The organism is Neobacillus sp. NPDC093127 (assembly GCF_044754175.1).
In the GTDB taxonomy this organism is placed as follows: domain Bacteria; phylum Bacillota; class Bacilli; order Bacillales; family Cytobacillaceae; genus Neobacillus.
In genome coordinates, this window is record NZ_JBIVOP010000030.1 from 1 (window position 1) to 20,407 (window position 20,407).

General features: G+C 39.5%; 16 protein-coding genes. 3 read left to right on the top strand and 13 right to left on the bottom strand.

All coding sequences use genetic code 11. The features are described 5' to 3' along the window. Positions 1–148 precede the first annotated feature (148 nt). The 5 genes from argH to ACIQCO_RS25725 form a co-directional block, all read right to left on the bottom strand. Positions 149–1,639, bottom strand: a complete 1,491-nt coding sequence (gene argH, locus ACIQCO_RS25705) for an argininosuccinate lyase (protein WP_400434690.1) — start codon at positions 1,637–1,639, stop codon at positions 149–151. 73 nt (positions 1,640–1,712) lie between these two features. Next, positions 1,713–3,404 carry an ABC transporter permease gene (locus ACIQCO_RS25710; RefSeq protein ID WP_400434692.1) on the bottom strand — a complete coding sequence of 564 codons (1,692 nt, stop codon included), beginning with the start codon at positions 3,402–3,404 and terminating at the stop codon, positions 1,713–1,715. Next, on the bottom strand, positions 3,401–4,504 hold the full coding sequence (locus ACIQCO_RS25715) for an ABC transporter ATP-binding protein (protein WP_400434694.1): 1,104 nt from the start codon (positions 4,502–4,504) through the stop codon (positions 3,401–3,403). The genes ACIQCO_RS25710 and ACIQCO_RS25715 overlap by 4 nt, the downstream gene beginning before the upstream one ends. A 13-nt stretch (positions 4,505–4,517) precedes the next feature. Further along, entirely contained in the window at positions 4,518–5,615 is a 1,098-nt protein-coding gene (locus ACIQCO_RS25720) for an extracellular solute-binding protein (RefSeq protein WP_400434696.1), read from the bottom strand. Positions 5,616–5,630: 15 nt separating this feature from the next. Continuing rightward, positions 5,631–6,827: an ROK family transcriptional regulator gene (locus ACIQCO_RS25725; RefSeq protein WP_400434698.1), complete on the bottom strand. Its 1,197-nt coding sequence runs from the start codon at positions 6,825–6,827 to the stop codon at positions 5,631–5,633. Positions 6,828–7,164: 337 nt separating this feature from the next. On the opposite strand from ACIQCO_RS25725, the gene ACIQCO_RS25730 reads away from it, so the two are divergent. Further along, positions 7,165–9,669, top strand: coding sequence for an NEW3 domain-containing protein (locus ACIQCO_RS25730; RefSeq protein WP_400434700.1), 2,505 nt, complete (start codon positions 7,165–7,167; stop codon positions 9,667–9,669). 297 nt (positions 9,670–9,966) lie between these two features. Here ACIQCO_RS25730 and ACIQCO_RS25735 read toward each other — a convergent pair whose 3' ends face one another. The 4 genes from ACIQCO_RS25735 to ACIQCO_RS25750 form a co-directional block, all read right to left on the bottom strand. Then, positions 9,967–10,323, bottom strand: a complete 357-nt coding sequence (locus ACIQCO_RS25735) for a PH domain-containing protein (RefSeq protein WP_400434702.1) — start codon at positions 10,321–10,323, stop codon at positions 9,967–9,969. A gap of 99 nt (positions 10,324–10,422) precedes the next feature. After that, positions 10,423–11,385, bottom strand: a complete 963-nt coding sequence (locus ACIQCO_RS25740) for a LacI family DNA-binding transcriptional regulator (RefSeq protein WP_400434704.1) — start codon at positions 11,383–11,385, stop codon at positions 10,423–10,425. A 31-nt stretch (positions 11,386–11,416) separates the two neighbouring features. Next, complete coding sequence (locus ACIQCO_RS25745) at positions 11,417–11,758, bottom strand: DUF6054 family protein (protein ID WP_400434706.1); 342 nt, start codon at positions 11,756–11,758, stop codon at positions 11,417–11,419. 47 nt (positions 11,759–11,805) lie between these two features. Continuing rightward, the gene (locus ACIQCO_RS25750; RefSeq protein ID WP_400434778.1) at positions 11,806–12,258 is read right to left on the bottom strand and encodes an NUDIX hydrolase; all 453 of its coding nucleotides are present in this window, start codon (positions 12,256–12,258) and stop codon (positions 11,806–11,808) included. A 258-nt stretch (positions 12,259–12,516) separates the two neighbouring features. On the opposite strand from ACIQCO_RS25750, the gene ACIQCO_RS25755 reads away from it, so the two are divergent. Then, positions 12,517–13,587: a BMP family lipoprotein gene (locus ACIQCO_RS25755; RefSeq protein WP_400434708.1), complete on the top strand. Its 1,071-nt coding sequence runs from the start codon at positions 12,517–12,519 to the stop codon at positions 13,585–13,587. A gap of 74 nt (positions 13,588–13,661) precedes the next feature. Here ACIQCO_RS25755 and ACIQCO_RS25760 read toward each other — a convergent pair whose 3' ends face one another. The 4 genes from ACIQCO_RS25760 to ACIQCO_RS25775 all read right to left on the bottom strand — a co-directional run bounded on the left by ACIQCO_RS25760 (position 13,662) and on the right by ACIQCO_RS25775 (position 18,917). Continuing rightward, on the bottom strand, positions 13,662–14,291 hold the full coding sequence (locus ACIQCO_RS25760) for an AmiS/UreI family transporter (protein ID WP_400434710.1): 630 nt from the start codon (positions 14,289–14,291) through the stop codon (positions 13,662–13,664). Between the two features lie 262 nt (positions 14,292–14,553). Next, on the bottom strand, positions 14,554–16,590 hold the full coding sequence (locus tag ACIQCO_RS25765) for a Na+/H+ antiporter (protein ID WP_400434712.1): 2,037 nt from the start codon (positions 16,588–16,590) through the stop codon (positions 14,554–14,556). Positions 16,591–16,810: 220 nt separating this feature from the next. After that, a complete protein-coding gene (locus tag ACIQCO_RS25770; RefSeq protein ID WP_400434714.1) occupies positions 16,811–18,400 on the bottom strand; it encodes a DUF5643 domain-containing protein in 1,590 nt (529 codons plus the stop codon). Continuing rightward, the gene (locus ACIQCO_RS25775) at positions 18,387–18,917 is read right to left on the bottom strand and encodes an RNA polymerase sigma factor (protein WP_400434716.1); all 531 of its coding nucleotides are present in this window, start codon (positions 18,915–18,917) and stop codon (positions 18,387–18,389) included. Before ACIQCO_RS25775 ends, ACIQCO_RS25770 begins: the two co-directional genes overlap by 14 nt. A gap of 329 nt (positions 18,918–19,246) precedes the next feature. Here ACIQCO_RS25775 and ACIQCO_RS25780 point away from each other — a divergent pair, with 329 nt between their 5' ends. Next, on the top strand, positions 19,247–20,398 hold the full coding sequence (locus tag ACIQCO_RS25780; RefSeq protein ID WP_400434718.1) for an MFS transporter: 1,152 nt from the start codon (positions 19,247–19,249) through the stop codon (positions 20,396–20,398). The last annotated feature ends 9 nt before the right edge of the window (positions 20,399–20,407 follow it).

Genomic DNA, 20,407 nt, shown 5'->3' on the forward strand with positions numbered 1-20,407 from the left:
ACGGTAAGTACCTTGCGCTTCCTTAGTGGTTGGTCGATGTGTACCCCCACAGTGGACTTTCACCACCTAGATAGTTGCCATGCCTGGCACACCAAAAAAAATAGGAAGATATGAAATCCCCCTATTCCTATCAAAGCCTATTAAAGGCTCAAATCGAATACTCAACTAATTTGTTCCGCAAAGCAGTTAATCTTTCCACTAAGCCTTCATAATCCTCCAGCTGAATGCCTAGCTTCTGCTTTCTCTCGCCAATCATCCGAATGACTTCTTTTGGACTCGGGCCGCCCTGGATGCTTCGAATCTCAACGAAGTATTCCGGTGAAATGATTTTTTTCCATTCCTGCTCTGTCAGTGCTACATTGACGAATCCGCTAATCATTTCGTTAATCTCGTCAATCTTCCACTCATATAATTCCTTCCGAGCACTGATTGTCTTTTTCGAAATAAAGCTTGCAACCGAATGGGCTTTTCTAAAAGAAATGCCATAATCCCTTGCTAGTGTGTCTGCTAATTCGGTAATCGTTACGCTTGATTTACTCGCCATCTTCTTCATGTGCTCGTCGTTTACTTTAAGGGTTGTAATAACGGCATACATTAACTTCATGACACGATTAGCATTCGTAAATGCACGATATAAATGGGGCTGCAAGTCATCCTCGGTATCGACAATATCCCCAAATGGCGTATTATGAATCATATTCATCGCCGCCAGCGCATCACCATAGGCACTGCTTGCAATCGAGCGTGAATGTTCAATCGATACCGGATTGCGCTTCTGCGGCATGATACTGCTGACCTGTACATAAGGGTCGGCCACATAGAAAGAACCAAATTCTCTTGTCACATGCTGCAAGAAGTCCTGGATCCATCTCCCTGTGTTCACCATGCAGGTCATCAAGGCAGATGAGGTTTCTAGCAAATAATCGGCCCCAGCTATCGAGTCATAGGAGTTTTCAATTACTTTATCAAAACCTAAAAGCTCACATGTCCGTGTGCGGCAAATTGGAAAACCCGTTGTGGTTAATGCGGCAGCTCCTAGTGATGATTGATTAACGGTTTCATAGGCTGACCACAAACGTTTTATATCCCGTTGTAACACATCATAAATCGCCAATAAATAATGTCCTAGCGTAGTAGGCTGGGCTGGCTGTGTATGCGTATAACCAGTTATATAGGTTTCGGTATGCTGTTCAGCCTGCTCAAGTAAGGCATCGCTCAACCGATACGCACTTTGCAGCAACTCCAAAAAATGCCCCCTTAATACTAACCGGTACATGGCCACACCCATATCGTTCCGGCTGCGGCCAATATGAATTTTGCCTGCTAATTCCGAGCCGATTTCTTCGCCGATTTTTGCCTCCATCATGAAAAACAGGTCTTCGAACTGAGACTGGTACGATATTTGACCGATATCTGTCTTCGCTACTTTATTAATGCCCCTTAACATCTCTCTTGCTTCATCAGTTTTAATGATGTTTTGTTCTTCAAGCATGATTACATGGGCACGGTGAATATCAAACATGACATCGAATAAGAAATCGCGCTGATCGTTAAATACCGGCTTAAGCAGCTCTTCCACATACGTTTTTCCCGGAAAAGCCGTTCCTTCAGTTTTGATAAATTCCTCTAGCTTACTCATTTTTTTCATCTCCGTTTGATTCAACTACCAATCCGCGGCCGAACAATCTCACCACACTGATTGAAGTTTCATTTTAAGACAATGATTGTTCAGCTTTTACACCGAAAACCTTATTTGAAATAAACAAGACAATGGCTATTAAGGCAATTTGAATCATTCCATATGCGGCAGCCTGGCCCATATTAAACATTCTGAGCTGGTTCATAATTTCAATCGATATTGGTCGATTGGATATCGTGTACAATAATACCGATGTTGGAAATTCACCGACAGACTCTACGAACGCAAGTAAGGTTCCCGATAACACACCAGGCATAATAATCGGCAGAATCACCCTCCTAAACGTATAAAACCAGCGGGCACCGAGATTTCTCGATGCTTCCTCAATGGAATCGTCTAATTGTTCAAGAACAGCGTTGGTTGAGCGCACTACTAAAGGAATGTGGCGGACAAAATAGGCGAGCGGCAAAATCCAGAACGTACCAACGAGTATGTTTCCGAATGAGAAAATACTTGGCTCATTGAAAGCAAAGATCAGATTCATCCCGATAACGGTCGCAGGTAATGCCCATGGAATCATCACCAATATATCCACAAAATTCTTACCGATAAATTTCCGTTTCACAAGGAGATAAGACGTTAATACCCCAAACACTAAATTTCCAGCTGTTGCGATAAACGCCAAAATTAAACTATTCTTTAATGGCTTAAATATATTTGGATCCTGTAACAATAAGCGATAGTTTTCAAAATTAAATACGGATGGATAAACTTGCCACGTCCATGTTCCGTCCGGTACTAACGAAAGGAGAAGGATCGTCAAGTGCGGAAGCAGCAAGATTATAACGCCAATGATGCCAATCAAAACCATAATCCATTTCATAACAGGATTTTTCACTTCACTGCGATGGGCGCCAATCCCTTTTGTGGCCATTCGGTAATCCTTCCTGTTTTGATACCAGCGCATAAATAATAAGAAGGCAATCGAAACAATGGACAGGATAACAGATTGCGTGGCGGCAACCTCCATATCCCCATTTAATTTTGAAAAATAGATTTGCAGACTTAGTACACGGTACCCGCCTGCTAATAGGAATGGCGCACTGAAGGATGCCATTGAGATCATAAATACGAGCAGTGAGGCAGCAACAATCGCAGGGGTTAATAAAGGAAAGGTTACCTTCCAAAAAACCTTGAATCGATTGGCGCCTAAATTGTAGGCAGCTTCCTCTAGACTCGGGTCAATCTTGTTAATTGCCGACGAGACTGTCATATAGAAATAAACATACATCGTATAGGCATGGACAACTAAGATTCCCGAGACCCCGCCTATTTTAAAAGGGACTTTTTCCAGACCAAATAAATCCTTTATTAGATTGGGGATTAAGCCTGTTTCTCCATATAAAAACATAAATGCCATGACCCCTACCAATGATGGGAGAACGATTGGCATGATGGCAGCAGACGAGAAAAAGCCTCTGCCGGGAAAATCATAACGATTAAAGATAAACGCGAGAGGAATACCAATGAGTGCACTAACAAGCACGCTTAAGATAGAAATATAAACCGAATTCCACAAGGCTTGGAGATTGGTTTTTGATTCTTGGCTAAAGAAATCCAGATAGTTAGCTAAGGATGCTCCTCGTTCTGTTTGTAAACTTTCAATAAATGTCCTGATGGAAGGGTAAAGAACATAGGCCACCAATACTAATAGGACCGGAATCAGCAGCAGTATCGTAAACCTAGTATCACGATTTTTTATCATGAGACGTCACCACTTACGACAGGAATAACACGGATTTGGGCTTCCGGCAATTGTATCCACACATCCGACCCAGACTCTAGATTATTAGACCTGTTGTTTAATAGATTCACTTGAAGAAGCAGCCCAGCTACATTCACACTAAGATTGATGACCGAGCCAAAAAACTCAACTTTCTCAATTTTTCCCTTTAGTATATTTGTTCCGTCTGTCTGCCGTTCAAAAACTTTAATTGCTTCTGGTCGAATCGATATGGAAAGATCTCCTTTTGTGTCAGGATTAAAATTATATGGAGAATTATGTACAACCAATTCTTGCGACTCAGAACCAAATTGGGCAGATACATAGACATGGTCTTGTTCAATCCTTACCACTTTAACCGGTAAAAGATTAATTTCACCGATGAAACTAGCAACAAAATCATTCGCAGGCTCATTATAAATTTCAGAAGGTGTTCCGACTTGATGACACACGCCAAAGTTAAAAACGGCAATTCGGTCACTCATCGATAACGCTTCCGCCTGGTCATGGGTGACATAAATTGTGGTAATCTTATATTCTTCTTTCAGCCTTAAGATCTCGCTTCTCATCTCATCCCGGAGCTTGGCATCCAAGTTGCTCAGCGGCTCATCAAGAAGAAGAATTTCCGGTTCAATGACCAATGCCCTTGCCAAGGCGACACGCTGCTGCTGCCCTCCACTTAACTGACTCACTTGACGTTCAGAATATTTCTCGAGCCTTACTTTACGAAGCACATCTTGTACCCGTGTCTTCAGTTCTTTTGCCGAGATTTTTCTTACTCTTAATCCAAAAGCAACATTTTCAAACACCGTCATATGAGGAAAAAGGGCATAGTTTTGAAAAACCATGCCCGTATTTCTTTTTTCAGGAGGTACGCGCGTCATATCTTTATCGCCAAAACGAATCATGCCTTTTGTCGGATAATAAAAGCCAGCAATCATCCTCAGTGTGGTGGTTTTGCCACACCCACTCGGGCCAAGGAACGTAAAGAATTCCCCATCCTTTATTTCCAAGTCTAAATGATCGACTGCGATTACTTTTCCAAACGCTTTTTGGACTTGATCTATCTTTATCGACGCCATTCCCTAACACTTCCTATTGTTTGATTTCTTTTGCCCCGCTCTTGATGTTTTCATCCCAATACTTCATCCAGCCGTCGCCTTCTTTTTGGAAGACTTTCCAGTCGATATCCATCTTCTTAATTTCCGTATCGGTAATCCACTTTGGAAGATCTTTCACATCTGTTCTGGTTGGGATTCGGTAAAATTCTTCTGCCAATAATTTAGCGGCTTCAGGTGTATTCACGAATTCGTAGAATGCCTCGGCAGCCTTCGGATGCGGCGCCCCCTTCACAACTGCGATTCCTTCCGTCAAGACTGGTGTTCCGCTTTTTGGAACAATAAATTCAAATGGATAATTTTTGTTTTCCTTTAACATAACAACATCAGGCATGGCCCAGACAGAAACAACGCCTTCTCCTTTGGCCACTTTGTTGTACATCATCTCAGGGTTTGCAGAATATTCCTTTGTATTGGCATCCAGCTTTTTCAGCCAATCATATCCTTTTGCCGGATCATTGGAATCTTTGAAATCACGGTAAATCATCGCAGAGAAGATCGTTCTCATTGTTCCAGATGCAAGCGGGTAACGAATAATGATTTTATCCTTCCATTTCGCATCTAATAATTCGTCCCAATCCTTAGGGGCGTCTTCCTTTTTAACTTCTTTACTGTTATACATAATGACTTCAGGCGTTTGACTTGTACCGGACCAATTCCAGTCAGAATCATGGAAGCCAGCGTCAAGGCTATCTGCATAGGATGGTTTATATGGCGCCAGCAGCCCCTCATCCTTTGCCTGATCAAAGTTTACCGAAGGTGCTCCCCACCATACATCTGCTTGCGGATTATTTTTTTCCGAGCGAATCCGGTCAAGCACCTCTTGTGAACCCATGTCGAGCCATTCAACATCGACGTTGTATTTCTCTTCAAATTGTTTTTCAAACTTCGTTAAAATGTCTTTTCCATGCGGTGAATAAACGACAATTTTCTCTTCTAGTTTAGCTTCTTTGTCGGCCGGTTTCTTTGAAGGTGTGTTAGAAGTTTTCTCAGCGTCACCGCCACAGGCTGCAAGCAAAAGAGATGCGGAAAGTGTTAAAGCAGTTAGAATCGATACTTTTTTCTTATTTTTCACAAAAAATCCCCCTCTTTAAGTAAAGTTAATAATACTATCATGCTCCCGTATAAATAATGAAACGGCTCCCAATACACCTGCATTCTCTTCTAATTGTGAAATATTCAATTCTACTGAACTAGGAAGATAGTGATCCACAATTTCACGCAGCTTAGGTAAGATGAATTCAGATGACTTTAACACACCACCTCCCAAAATAATTACCTCCGGATTTAATAAACTAGCTGCATTAATAATTCCATAGGCTATATGCTCAATCGCCTCATCGACTACTTTGAGGGCGATCTCGTCTCCTTTTTTCGCTAGCGTAAATGCCATCTCACCCGTTAGCTCTTCTGATTTAGCCTGTTCGTTTAAGGGGTGGTATGGATTTTGCTGTACGAGTTTTGTGAGTTTGTCGCCAATTGCTTTTCCGCCAGCCACACTCTCTAAATAACCATACCGATGAAAAATCGGCTTGAATTCATTTTTCATATCGTTTTTATCTGTAACCATATAGCCCATTTCCCCAGCAGCATTGGAGGACCCTCGATATAGCTGATTATGAATAATAATGCCGCTTCCGATCCCTGTGCCAATCGCCATGAACAAGACATTTTCCTTTTGTTTGGCATTTCCTAGCCATTGTTCCCCAAGTGCGGCAACATTGACATCATTGTCCATGTAAATTGGAAACGACAAATATCGTTCAGCTTCTTTAATGAAGGGATAGCGGATCCAGTTTAAGCTGGGCGCTTCTACTACGATTCCAGTCGTTTCGGTTATCCCGGGCACGCCTACACCCATCCCCAAGATTTTTTGCTGATCAATCTCATTCTTTTGAATCATTATGCCAATTTCTTTTGCCATTTTCTTTAATAGGCCAGTGTTTAAGTAGTGTTCTGTTTGAAAACTGCTCGTAGCAACAATATTTCCGTTTAAGTCACTGATGACCATTTTTACTTTTGTACCGCCTATATCCGTGCCAATTATATAAGCTGCTTTTTCGTTGAAATAAAGATGAATCGGTCTTCTTCCCCCTTGTGAGGTGGATTCGCCATTTCCTTTTTCAAAAATCCAGTTTTCCTGGATCAGTTCATCAACTAAAAGTGAGACTGTCGGTTTACTAATTTTCATTTTCCCAGCAATTTCTGCTCTTGAGACTGGCGCATATTCCAAAATACACTGCAATATTCTTTTTTTGTTTTGCATTTTATTTTCATTGATAACCATTGCATCACGGCCTTAATTATTTTGTCTAGTTAGTTAGTTTCAAGAATTAACTAAAATATAACTCAAAAAGTAACCGTTTACAACAATTATTTTTAAAAGAGGGAATATTAAAACTATACCTACTATATAGTCTAATATAACTATACCTTAATTGCCTATAGGAAGAAATAACTGTTTTAATATTCTGAATTTACTTTTCTCCTTCTAGGTGTTTATTATTAGGTGAAGGGTGTTTTTCTTCAGTTAGTTAGGAAATTTAACTAACCTATTAACTACTACATTCAAGGGGAGGGTGTAACGTTAGAATATTAATTCAAAAATGAAAGGGGTTACAAAAGTGAAAAAGTTTTTTCTTGGATTACTTTCTATTCTCTTGGTAGTATCATTACTGCCTTTTAGCGGAAGTGCTGCCAAAGCACAGGAACCAGATGTTGATCTATGGAATGCTGTAAAACCACTCGAAACGACGGTTACCTTTCTAAATACCGGGGCACACCCTGATGATGAGAGAAGTGATTTTCTCGCCTATTTATCTAGAGGGCTCGGCGTTAAAACATCCAGTTTAATTGCTAACCGCGGTGAAGGCGGCCAGAACGAAATTGGGGATGAACTAGGAAATGGTTTAGGGATCATCCGCTCAAGGGAAATGATTGAAGCAGCTAAGATTACCGGTGTCAAAGCCTTTCATCTTAGTGAAACAACATCTGATGCCATTTATGATTTTGGTTTTTCCAAAAGTCCGGAAGAAACATTAGCCAAATGGGGAGAGGACTTAACGTACGAGCGCCTAATTCGCTTTATCCGTACGTATCAGCCAGATATTGTTATGCCTTCATTTAGAAACGTTCCTTCTGAGCACGGACATCACCGTACGATGGAAATATTAACTGAACGTGCCTTTGAAGAGGCTGCAAATCCAGCTATTTACCCTGAGCAATTAAAAGAGGGACTATCTGTCTGGCAGGTTAAAAAGCTTTATTTACCAGCGGAATCTAATGCAACAGCCACAACCTCCATTGAAATCGGTATCTACGACCCAATTTACAAAATGACCTATCCTCAATTAGGGGAACAATCTCGTTATATGCACAAAAGCCAAGGAATGGGCAATGATATTCCCGCCGCACCAAGGCAGGTCAATCTTGAATTACTGAAAACAGCCGTAGGAAAGCAGCCAGCTTTATTCGCAGGGGTCCCCTATAATTTCAGCGAATGGGCAAAGGAACTTCCGAAAACTGAAAATGACTTAAAAGTGCACTTTACGAAGCTCCAAAGTAAATTAGACTCTATTGTTTCTTCCTACCCTAAGAAGGAACAGATATTTGAGCAATCACAGAGCAGTTTAAAGGATGTACGCAATTTGCTGGACAAAACAAAAAAATCAAAGCTTTCTCCGGCGCTGAAAAATGATTTGCTTCATAAGCTTTCTTTAAAAGAAGAGCAATTGCAAACCGCTAGCTTTGCTGCGTCACAGCTGGATGTTAGCGCTTCTTCTGAATTCAACATCCTTACAAAGGGACAAACAACAAAAGTAACCGTAACACTAAAGAATAACGGAAAACAAAAACTACACAATGTCAGCGCTGATTTATTCGTTCCGGCAGGCTGGAAAATTACCTCCAAGGATAAAGCGGGTAACTTGGCTCCAGGAGAATCCAGACAACTGTCCTATCAAGTTGCGGTTCCTAAGGATGCCGAGTATTACCATGCTTACAAAACACCGGCCATTCAAGCAAACATCACCTATGAATCCACAGGTACAAAAATAAGCCAAATCAAAGAATTAAACGGGACAATCGCGGTTCTTCCGGATGTTGGTCTCACCTTATCTCCTGAAGACATTGTCGTGAATACAGCTGATGTCCAAGAGAGTATCCCTGTTACCGTTAAGGTTAAAAATTACCGGGCCAGTGCTGCCCAAACATCCGTAACCTTAAATGTTCCGGCTGGATGGAAGGTCTCGCCAAGTAAAGCAGAAGTTGCTTTCAAGAGCCACTTAGAAGAAAAAGCGGTCGGCTTCACGTTAACACCTCCAAAAGATATTAAAGCTGGTGACTTTAAAATTAACGCTGAAGCAACAGTTAACGGCAATACTTTTAACTCCACTATTCAAACGATTAACTATGATCATATCGGTACCTTCTATTACGAGTATCCGGCACAAGTGAACGGTGTCGCCTTTGAACTTTTGAAGAATGACCATTTAAAAATTGGCTATGTTGAAAGTGGATTTGATAAGGTCGCAGATTATCTAACTAACGTCGGGATAAATGTAACAAAACTTAAGGAATCCGATTTGAAAACAGCTGATTTAAGTCAATACGATAGCATCGTTGTTGGGATTCGCGCCTACCTGTCTCGGGCTGACTTAATCGCTAGTAACGAACGCCTCAAACAATATGTTTATAATGGCGGACACTTAGTCGTGCAATACCATAAACCTGGTGACGGCTGGAACGCCCAAACAACAGCTCCATATCCATTAACGATTGGAAATGTGTCCATTAAGTGGAGGGTAACGGATGAGAATGCTAAAGTAACGGTGTTGCAGCCTAACTCACCGCTATTCAACTATCCGAATAAAATTACGGATAGTGATTGGGATCATTGGATACAAGAAAGAGGATTATATTTCCCAATGGCGTGGGATAATCGATACGAAACATTTGTCAGAATGGCAGACCCAGGCGAAGACCCATTCGATGGCGGAATTCTGATGGCTAACTACGGAAAAGGAACATACCTTTATACAAACCTAGTCTTCTATCGCCAAATCCAAGGCCAAGTTCCAGGCGGCTACCGGATATTCACAAACCTGATAAGTCATGGAGCGAATAACTAAACTGAAGAAAACAGTCCCTCGCGGTTATAATAAGCCGTTCTCTTTTGGAGTACCCGCGATATAAAAGTAACTATAATAGCAGAGCAATTCCCCTATGGGTTAGCTCTGCTATTTTGTTGTTTTGCAAAGGTTCATCAAACTTAATTCTGAAAAAGTGGACTGACTTCATAATATACCGCTTAAATTACATGATAATATTCCAATGGGATGTCCATAACAGTAGGTAAGGCTGTATGGATTGCCTTTTGGGCAATTACTGACTGGTTAATCTCCCTATATAGCTTTTTGTTAATAACCTTAATCAAATCGTTTTCTAGCTTTGTCGATAAGCCTATAAAGAGAAAAAAACTTGATTGTGTCTAAAAATTCTTTCATATTCCCATTACTAATCCATTTTCCTTTAATCGTGACACCATTATGAAATGATAACGATGTTTGGGTTATATCAACATGATTGAGGTCAACATATTTGTAAATTTTGATTTCCTTCTGACCTAGCGGGTATTTGGAGAACCAAATTAATCGAGTGTCCGTTGCCATTAGACTACCATTTATAAAATGAATTCCTGCACCTTCATCAATTTCAAATATTCCAGTTATTCCTGATTTTATTCGTTCTCCTGGTAAAAGTAATGAACCCATCAGGTTATTCATATTATCCATCTCCTTGATTGAAAAAGAATTTTAAAACTCCTTCAATAGAGTTGTAATTTATGAAAACATTTTCAGGTCAAGGGAAAAATAATTTTATTTTTACAACTTTGAAACGGTCTTCCTAATCACTAATTCGAATGGGATACAAACTTTTTGATTTCTACCATGAAGGAACAAATCGAACGCTTTTTCCCCAATTTCTTTTAAGTGTTGGTCGATGGTAGTAAGTTCTAAAGCTTCCGAAAATGGTTGATTATCAAATCCAATAATAGATAAATCGGCAGGCACACTTAATCCTTCTTTTTTAACTTGTAACAATACACCGGCGGCTACTTCATCCCCATTCACCAGTAACGCCGTCGGACGTTCTTTTAATTGAACAAGTTCTTTGACAATCCTCTTTCCATCTTCTATGTCGATACAATCAGAAAAAATGAAAGACTCATTTATGGGCAGATTGTTTTTTGCGAGAACATCACGAAAAGCAGAAAGCCTCATTTTACTGCTGGTACTATTAGTCCTTGCAACAGAGTATCCAATTGATTTATGACCTTCTCCAATCAGGAAATTTAAAGCAGAAGAAAAGGCATCAAAATGGTCCGTATACGCACATGGTATTTCTTCTGCCAGTTCACAAGAAACCAGTGAGCCATACTCAGTAAATGGTAAAATTACTTCCCATTTATTTGCGCGAGAACAGATAATAACCCCATCAATCTGCTTTCTTTTCATCATCTCTAAATATTTGAGTTCGTCAATTTGATTATAATTAGTGGGACATAAAACAACAGCAAAATTACTGGAGTTAGCTGCTTTAATAATTCCCCCAACAATTGATTGAAAATAAGGATGTTCAACATAAGGAAGAATCACACCTACCATAAATGTCTTCCCTTTAACAAGGTGTATGGCATTCACATTTTGTTGATAATTCAATTCTTCGATGATTTGTAAAACTTTTCTTCGCTTTTCATCCTTTACATATGGATGGTTATTCAAGACCCTTGAAACCGTTGAAATGGATACACCAGCTAATTTTGCAATATCTTTTATATTTGACATCAATATCCCTCGAATGTATTTTGCTTATTATTTACTTCACTTTATACGGTTCTAAAGTATCGATGACACTGTTTATAAAGCTATTCCCCGCACCCCAATCGAACCTAAAAATTGCTCCTTGACCAGTGCCGGATGCTGCGGCATGCACTTTTGTCGCCCCTTCAAAATTATCTATCGTGACCGTCATGGAACCACGATTGTTGGAACGAAAATAGAATTTTTCTAACACCAATACAATGATTTCTCTATCACCAATCGATCGATGGTAACGATCAATTAATGTCCCTGAAATACTTCCATTTACAATGGCTTGTTCAACCTTATTACTTGCCTCTATTGGAGTTATTGACACGATGATTTCACTAACATCCACTATATTTCCCCCTCAAGATTTCTCACGTTATGTAGATAGGACATTGGTTATCTGAATATTTTAGGATATTGATTAATCATCTTCTTGATTAAAGGACTCGTGTCTTCCGGCAATTCTCGTATATCAAAGAATCCAGCATCAATCGATTCTACGCCATCAATTTTAATCGTGCTGTTTTTAATATCTTTTGAAAAATAGGCAATTGTAACTGGATAGAATTCATCCCCATTGGCTAGTTTTCTAAAATACTGCTTCCCTGAAAAAACATCTATCAACTGAAGCTCGCCAATTTCGACTCCTGTTTCTTCAAAAACTTCCCTTCTTCCAGCTTCCTCAGCAGACTCACCTAATTCTAACAGGCCCCCAGGAAGCCCCCAGATACCTTCAGGTCGTTTTTGTAATAAAATTTTCCCATGTGGGTCGATTACCCCCACTACAGCCCCTACTAAAATGAGCGGCCTAGTTCCGATTATTTCTCGTAATTCCTCAATATAGCCCATTTTGTTTCCTCCAAACTTTCTCAAAATAGACGCCTCCCTTTATTTATTCGAATAATAATCTTCAATCCCTTTGTTATTTATGAATTTTACTAATTAATAATCCTTAACTTGGTAAATATAAACTTAATTGCATTGTTAACAAATTTGTTGACCAACGATTTAGTTAGAAGTATAATGTAAACTTAAGTTTAAATAATAAACTAAAGTTTATTAAGCGTTATTGTTTTATCAAATATCAATCCTAGGAGGCAAACTATCTTGAAAAAACGTAAAGTTGGATTGGCGTTATCACTTGTTCTTGCAGCTGGCACATTATTAGGTGCTTGTGGAAAAAGTAATGACACAGCTAAAGACGGAGGCAAAGACAAAAACTTCACTGTAGCTATGGTTACTGATGTCGGTGGTGTTGATGATAAATCATTTAACCAATCGTCATGGGAAGGGCTTGTCAACTTCGGTAAAGCAAATGGATTAACTAAAGGTAAAGACGGCTATGATTACCTTCCATCCCAGTCGGATGCCGATTATACAACAAATCTAAATACTCTTGTCCGCCGAGGGTTTGACTTAGTATACGGCATCGGCTTCTTAATGCCGGATGCCGTTGGGGATGTCGCAAAGCAACATAAAGATAGTCACTTTGCGATTGTTGATGAACAAGTAGACCAGCCAAACGTTGCAAGTATTCTTTTCAAAGAGCAGGAAGCGGGATTCCTTGCGGGGGTAGCAGCTGCACTTGCTACAAAATCTAACCACGTCGGATTTATTGGCGGGATGGATGTTCCTGTTATCCAACGATTTCAAGCTGGTTTTTTAGCAGGTGTTAATGCTGCAAAGCCAGAAGTAAAAGTCGATGTTCAATTTGCAGGTGTGTTTGACAAGGCTGAGTATGGTCAGGCAATCGCTTCTAAAATGTATTCTTCCGGCGTAGACGTCATCTTCCAAGCTGCTGGCGCAACTGGTAACGGTCTCTTCAAAGAAGCAAATGACAGAAAGAAAAAAGACCCAAGCAAAGAAATTTGGGCTATTGGTGTAGACCGTGACCAGGCTGACATGGGCGCAGATGTCGTTCTTACATCAGCACTTAAACGCGTTGATGTCGCTGTACAAGACCTCGCTCAGAAAACGAAAGATGGTAAATTCCCTGGCGGCAAAGTTGTCTTATATGGTTTACATGAAGATGGTGTAGGACTAGCACCAATCAATGCGAAAGCCGCAAACAAGGACGAAATTGAAGCAAAAGTTAAAGAATGGATTGAAAAGATAAAATCAGGTGCCATCAAAGTACCTGAATCACCAAAAGAAGCAAAAACATTTACTGGAAAATAATAGTACGAAAAAGAAACAGGTGCCTGACCCCCAGCGTGTTATTGCGTTCACGCCACGAGGGTCAGGCACCTGTTTTAAATTACTTGAATCTCTTTAGCCTCATTCTCTTTTTTAAAGGTTAATTTCAATTTGAATAGACTAGCTGCAAAATAGAAAATGGAGAGAATTAAAACGCATGTCCAAATTTGAGAAACAATTGGTGTATTCCAAACGCCTAAAAAGAAAAGCAGCGATGGGATTGTTAACGTTACCCAAGACTGGACAAATGCAACTTTACCGAGGTAATGGTCAATTTTCTTTTTAAGCGTATTTGATAAAAAGAAAAGAAACCATAAAAATGACCACATTCCCCATGTTAATGCACTGACAACATTATGAAAGTGAATAATAGATGTAATTGTATAAACGATGGCAATAATAGAAACCCATAAACAGAACCAGCCAAGGCTGTTACCCTCAAGGCCCTTCAATACAGTAATTCCAACATATAAAAAGGTTAAGCCAAATAGAAAAATCGACGCATCATTATAAAGTTCCCAATTATTTTGATCTGAAACAATGAGTAAATAAAATGGAATAATGATTTGGATGGTGCCTACAAAAATATTAAATATCCCAACACTCTTTGCGTCTGCCTTCCCTAATGACATTAGGCTGTTTAGAAATACGACGGCACCTGAAAGAAATAAACCAACAAAACTCATATCAATAGTTGTGAAAAGCTCGTTTCACAACTTCCCCTCCTTTAAAAAGAAAAAGGCAGTTTCTCCTCTCTATTAAGAAGCGAAATTGCCTTTTCAAATATTATTGTTTATCATTAAAATTCCCAAGATAACTATAGCATATATTGTGAACAAATGTTAAGTTCCAATAAAAAAATGTAAAGTTAATTTTTTCCTAAAAAGATGGTGTCAGGCACCACCCGTGGACAAATGTACACGTGGGGTGGACACCTTCCTCTCTCGTTCATTCCACATGCTCATGCAATGTAACTGTTTCAATGTAGTTTACAAATCTTCTTAATTCCCTTGCTTGCTCTCTGTCAATATCTCCGGCTTCGTACATTTTATGAATTTCTGAACGTTCGATTTCCATTACCTTAAGACGGAGTTCTTCTTTTTGCTCGTCATTTTTTTCATTATAGCGTGCGGTTGGTCTCTTTAATCGACTAATCATTACTTTATAATCTGAAATCACCGCATATACAATATCTGGCCTTTCATATTCTTTAGCCATTCCTTCTAAATTTTCAAGCGCAGTCTGAAACGACTTTAATTGGATCACCCTTCCTAATTTTAATTTCGCTAACCTTGTTTCTTTATCTTTTTTCCGAAAATGACTCCTAATGCGCCTCCATTCCCTTATCACTTTTCCAATTAAATACATCGCACTAGAACGACCATTGTTTGAGAGTGCTTCTTCCCGAAGATCAAGTGATTTCTCAAATATTTCAAAAATCGCTTCATCCATTCCGTTTTTCTCCATAACATTATGGATATATTTTCTTTCTACTTTTAAGGACAATAACCGGATTTCTCTCAATTTTTGTTGATAAACAACGGTCCCTTGTTCCAGCGAATTCTGTTCTGGTTGTATTTGCTGAAACATAATCTTATATTCATCAATTAATTCATACGCAATCGCTTCATTTTCTTCATTCATTTCTAACCTTATTTTCTTAATAGCTGCTAGCAAAATTCTTCTCTTTGCCTCTTTTAAATCGAGATGATCCCCTGTTTCTCCTTCAGCAGGTTCACCTTTAACCAACATTGGCAGAAACACGGTCGCCACAATCAACGTAAAAAGAATGACCCCTGCTGCGATAAACAGAATTAAGGAGCGTTCAGGGAATGCCTTTCCCCCCGTAACTATGAAAGGAATGGAAAGAACCCCTGCCATTGTAACGGCACCACGGACACCTGTTAAACTAGTTAACAAGGATGTCTTCAAGTTGGGTTTTGCCACATCTTTTGTTTTACCTGAGCGATATTCATAATAAGAAAAAATGTACGACCAAACAAAGCGAATTCCCAATATAATGATCCCAATGGCCAGCACATACCCAATGATTAACCAATTTCCATAAGCAGGATTAGCTACCGATTCAATCATGGATGAAGGAATGTTTAATCCTAGTAAAAGGAATACAACTCCGTTCAAAATAAATAAAACAATCGACCAGATGTTTTCCGTAAGTACCTGTTCCTCGGCCAACATGGTTTCCGTTCTTTCTTTTACTAAAGAATGAACAATACCGGCCACGACGACAGCAATAACTCCAGACGCATGCAAGAGTTCTTCTGTAATCATAAAGATAATAAACGGCGTCATAATTTGTAACAACGAATGAAAAGTCACGTCATTTATTCCTTGTTTGCGTAAGATAAATCGAATCCAGGTAACGAGTAAACCGAGGATCACGCCTAATATGGCACCCGCTAAAAACATATAGGTAAAATTAACGAGTGCCTCCCGTAATGAAAAATAACCCGTCACTACTGCTGCTACCGCATAGTTAAAGGCAACTAAACCTGAAGCATCATTAATTAGCGATTCCCCTCTAACTAGATTTAATATCTTTTCAGGAATATGAATGCGTTTGGCAATTCCATTCACAGCCACAGGGTCTGTTGGCGATAAAATAGCAGCTAACGCAAATGCCGCTGCAAGCGGCATAGCCGGTATCATCCAATGAATGAAATATCCCCCGCCAATGGTTGTTATGAGTACAAGGATAATCGCGTTACCAAAGATTGATGCTCTCTGCTTCCACAATTCTTCACGAGGAAAATGTCTGCCATCGTTGTATAAAAGCGGTGCCACAAACAGCAGCAAAAACCACTCTGTTTCTATTTCGACTGAAATATTCTTAAATATTAGGGCAATGATGATCCCAAAAGCGATTTGTGTTAACGCCGTAGGAAGAATGGGGATGTAATGGCTAATAATATTAGAAATTAACAAACAAACCAATAGTAGTAATACCGTTATCAAAAAATCCATCTAACTCCTCCCTTCTGTAGAACTGTTTTTCCCTATATTATTTCATTTATTGTAAAAAAACCTGAAGCAAATTGCTTGCTTCAGGTTTTTTTGCTCTATTATTTTCAATCAATCGGATAACAACAATGATTTAACTGCTAACTACATCATTCTGCGTAAAAAGGTGCCTGACCGCTAGCGTGTTAATGTGTTCACGCAACGGGGGTCGGCACCTTTTCTCTTATTTCAATGAAATTCTAACCGTTTTATCGTAAAATGAAGTGACGGTGTAGCCTTCAATTTCTATACCAACTGGCACATTGGGTTCCTGATTGTTCTCCCCGGAAAACTCGATATGGTGCTCAGTAGAGAACATTCGTGGATGATCCAGCTCATTTTGCCGAAACAAATAGTCACTTAGTTTATATTTGTCACCCTTTTTATCGATGAAATATCCATCCGTCCTAACCCCATTTCCACCATGACCATCTTTGTCATAAAAATGATAATTGAGCATTTCATAGGCCCTTTTCGGGTTCAGCTCTTCCGTCATCACAATTTTCGTCGGATTGCCGACTTCCATTTCCTCAATCGTGATTTTATTCCCTAAATACTCAAAGGACTGTGGCATTGCTTTTGAACGATCAATTACAAATTTCGCTGGCTTGCTTACTGAAAATGTCGCACTATCAATGTGAATCTTGATTTCTGTTGGTTTTTCAAAATAAAGTGATTCAAAGGTTGCTTCTGCTGAATTCCAGCCGGCTGCATACCCACCGGATCCCCCATAACCGCCAAATCCTTGTTGGTCAAAAACAAATTTCCCCTTGCTTTCGAGGCTGGAAAAATTAATATATTCCATCCTTCTGTTTGGATTTTCATTATGATAGCGGTACGATAATACTGTCGTGGTTGGGGCAATCGTCAGCTTTTCAAAAATAATTGGATTCCCATCTATTTCAGTATCAACGTGGATATCATGAACAATTGCTCGATGTTTTTTTACCGGAATGTCAAACCGCCAATCTCCCTTTAAAAAATCCTTTTTTTCACCAGATACGCTTTGAGAGGTGTCCGAATTCCCAGGAGTTTGTGTCACCATCTCTAGCTTGCTAAGTTCCAGTTGAATCTTTCCCGCATCGGCGGACATCGGGGCGACACCCAGTCGGCCTTTAAAAACATGGTCTTTTTCCGAATATAGGCTAAGATGGTTCATAACTGGTGAGTAGGATGGATCATCTACGCTGTTCCAATCTTTTTCCTGATTGGCGATTTTCAGACCATCCGTGTAATTAATCATATACTTATTTCCCTTATTTCGATCGTCAATTTCATAATAGATTAGCGTCTGGATGTCATCGGCAACGACACCCGTGATTGTCACCTTCACACCATCGCTTTCAGCTGCCAAGTTGAGTTTCTCGCCTAAACCATGCTGCACAAAAGTCTGCATTTGTGTGTCTTGCTTGTTGCTTAAATCCTTCCACCATTCGATTACACTTGCAAAGCCATTAGTAGCAACGGCAGTTCCGACAAATACGGTTAAGAAAAGCGCTGCAACCAACCCAATCATTGTTCGCTGTTTATATGATTTCCGTCTGCCTTCCTGGCTTTTAGCAACTTTATTGCGCACATTTCTCATAAAATCCTCGGGAATTTGAATCCTCTCACCTTCAGACTCGATGGCCACAACGACTTGCTGTAATTCCCTCATTTCCACTTGGCAGCCAATACATTTATGTAAATGGTCTTCTATTCCTTTTCTGCTTGTTTCATCAAGACTTCCTTCTAAATAATCGATTAATTGTTCTTGACTCTCATGACAATTCATTATCTTCACCCTCCTTGCTTATTTTTCTCAGCATTATTAGGCCCCGATACAATCTTGATTTCACAGTCCCGACCGGCAATTTAAGCATTTCGGCAATTTCCTCCTGGGAATAGCCCTTCAGGTATTTTAAAATAAGCATTTCCTTATATTTCTCATCAAGCTTATCAAGGTCTGTCAACACTTCCAACCTTGTTTCAAATGGGTGACTATCCACCGTATCTAGCGGACTAGTCATCTCTTTTTGTTTCCTTTTTCGGTAAATGGATCGACACTCATTGATAAAGATTGAGGTCACCCATGATTCAAAATATCGATCTTCCTTTAACTGACCGACTTTTTCATGGACTTTGATAATCGTATTATGAAAAACATCCTCGACATCATGATGGTTTTTCAAATATGCCCAGCCAATTTTATAAAACTTTGATTTTCTTGTCTCAAACCAATCGATCACTGCCGTCATATCTTTACTCTTTATTTTTTTCAAAATGATAATATCCGTTATCGATGTGATCACAACGCTAGTATCTCCTTCCCCACTGCCTCTTTAGCAATTAGAGCATTTATCTATCATTAAAGTTCCATTACATTTAACATTATTTTAACTAGAGCCGGAAATTTAGGGGAAAGAATGGTTTGGAAAAATTTATTCAAGCTGACGTTTCACCATTTAATTATATTAAAGGCTGTCTTTGTATACATTATAGTTATATAAAATACCATGGTAAGTTCCTTTTTATTGTTTAAGCATTAAAACAGCGCTATAATTTTTATTTAGGAATGCGAAATAAATAAGAAAGTGAGATTTATATGAAGTCCTCAAAAAAGTTGGCATTATATATTTTGATGTTTAATATGTTCATCACCTTTAGTGCGGTTGGACTCATCGTCCCCGTTATGCCAGCCTATTTGAAAACCTTTGGTGCAGCAGGGCAGGTATTAGGCTTTATTATTGCGGTGATTGCCTTTGCCCAGTTTATTTTCTCACCGGTTGCTGGAAATTTATCCGATCGCCATGGCCGTAAAAATTTAATCATTTTCGGTCTTTTCGTGAACGGCCTTTCCCAAATCTGCTTCGGGCTGTCTACAGAACTATGGATGCTTTTTGTTTGCAGATTCTTTACTGGTGTCGGTTCAGCCTTTATCGTGCCTCCAGTTATGGCCTATACAGCGGATCTTACAACAAATAAAGAACGCGGGAAAGCGATGGGCTGGATCGGTGCGGCGATTTCATTAGGCTTTATGATTGGGCCTGGGATCGGTGGCTTTCTATCCAATGTCAGTCTGCACTTTCCGTTCTATTTTGGAGGCTCCGCAACCATCATTGCTGGAATTCTATCTATCATAATCCTTCCATCCGTCAAACCTGTTATGAAAAAGCAGGTTAAAGGAGAAAATTTATTCCAACAAATGGCCCGCTCTTTCAAAACAAGCTACTTTGTTTTATTAATCGTTGTGTTTGTATTCTCCTTCGGAATAGCTAACTTCCAATCAACTTTAACGATGTTTTTAACGTATAAATTTCATTACACCCCAAATGACCTTGCCATAGTCATGACCGTTGGCGGCTTTGTCGGAGTCATCGTTCAAGCCTTTGTACTAAATAAGCTTTTTACTGTGTTTGGTGAAATGAAAATCATTCTATTTGGTTTACTTGTTGCAGCAATTAGTCTATATGGCATGTTATATGTCAGCGGCTTTTTCATCATTCTAATGGTCGCCACCATATTCTCGATTGCCACTACTTTAATACGTCCTGCCGTTAATACCTTAATTTCAAAAACAGCCGGAGATGAACAAGGTTATGCAGCCGGTATGAATAATTCATACATGAGTTTAGGCAACATGATTGGACCTGCATTAGCAGGGACGCTTTTTGACTGGCATATGAGTCTTCCTTTTACGGTTGGCGCAATTATATTACTTGGCTGCTTCATTCTCACCTTTGTTTGGACAAAGAAGGAAAGGAAGCATAGGGACGGTACTTTAGGAACTTAAGAGCAAAAA

Coding starts and splice junctions, on each gene's coding strand:
- ACIQCO_RS25765 (WP_400434712.1), bottom strand. CDS start 16,590: ATGGATTTTTTGATAACGGTATTACTACTATTGGTTTGTTTGTTAATT.
- ACIQCO_RS25715 (WP_400434694.1), bottom strand. CDS start 4,504: ATGGCGTCGATAAAGATAGATCAAGTCCAAAAAGCGTTTGGAAAAGTA.
- argH (WP_400434690.1), bottom strand. CDS start 1,639: ATGAGTAAGCTAGAGGAATTTATCAAAACTGAAGGAACGGCTTTTCCG.
- ACIQCO_RS25750 (WP_400434778.1), bottom strand. CDS start 12,258: ATGGGCTATATTGAGGAATTACGAGAAATAATCGGAACTAGGCCGCTC.
- ACIQCO_RS25725 (WP_400434698.1), bottom strand. CDS start 6,827: ATGGTTATCAATGAAAATAAAATGCAAAACAAAAAAAGAATATTGCAG.
- ACIQCO_RS25780 (WP_400434718.1), top strand. CDS start 19,247: ATGTTTAATATGTTCATCACCTTTAGTGCGGTTGGACTCATCGTCCCC.
- ACIQCO_RS25740 (WP_400434704.1), bottom strand. CDS start 11,385: ATGTCAAATATAAAAGATATTGCAAAATTAGCTGGTGTATCCATTTCA.
- ACIQCO_RS25770 (WP_400434714.1), bottom strand. CDS start 18,400: ATGAATTGTCATGAGAGTCAAGAACAATTAATCGATTATTTAGAAGGA.
- ACIQCO_RS25760 (WP_400434710.1), bottom strand. CDS start 14,291: ATGAGTTTTGTTGGTTTATTTCTTTCAGGTGCCGTCGTATTTCTAAAC.
- ACIQCO_RS25735 (WP_400434702.1), bottom strand. CDS start 10,323: ATGAATAACCTGATGGGTTCATTACTTTTACCAGGAGAACGAATAAAA.
- ACIQCO_RS25710 (WP_400434692.1), bottom strand. CDS start 3,404: ATGATAAAAAATCGTGATACTAGGTTTACGATACTGCTGCTGATTCCG.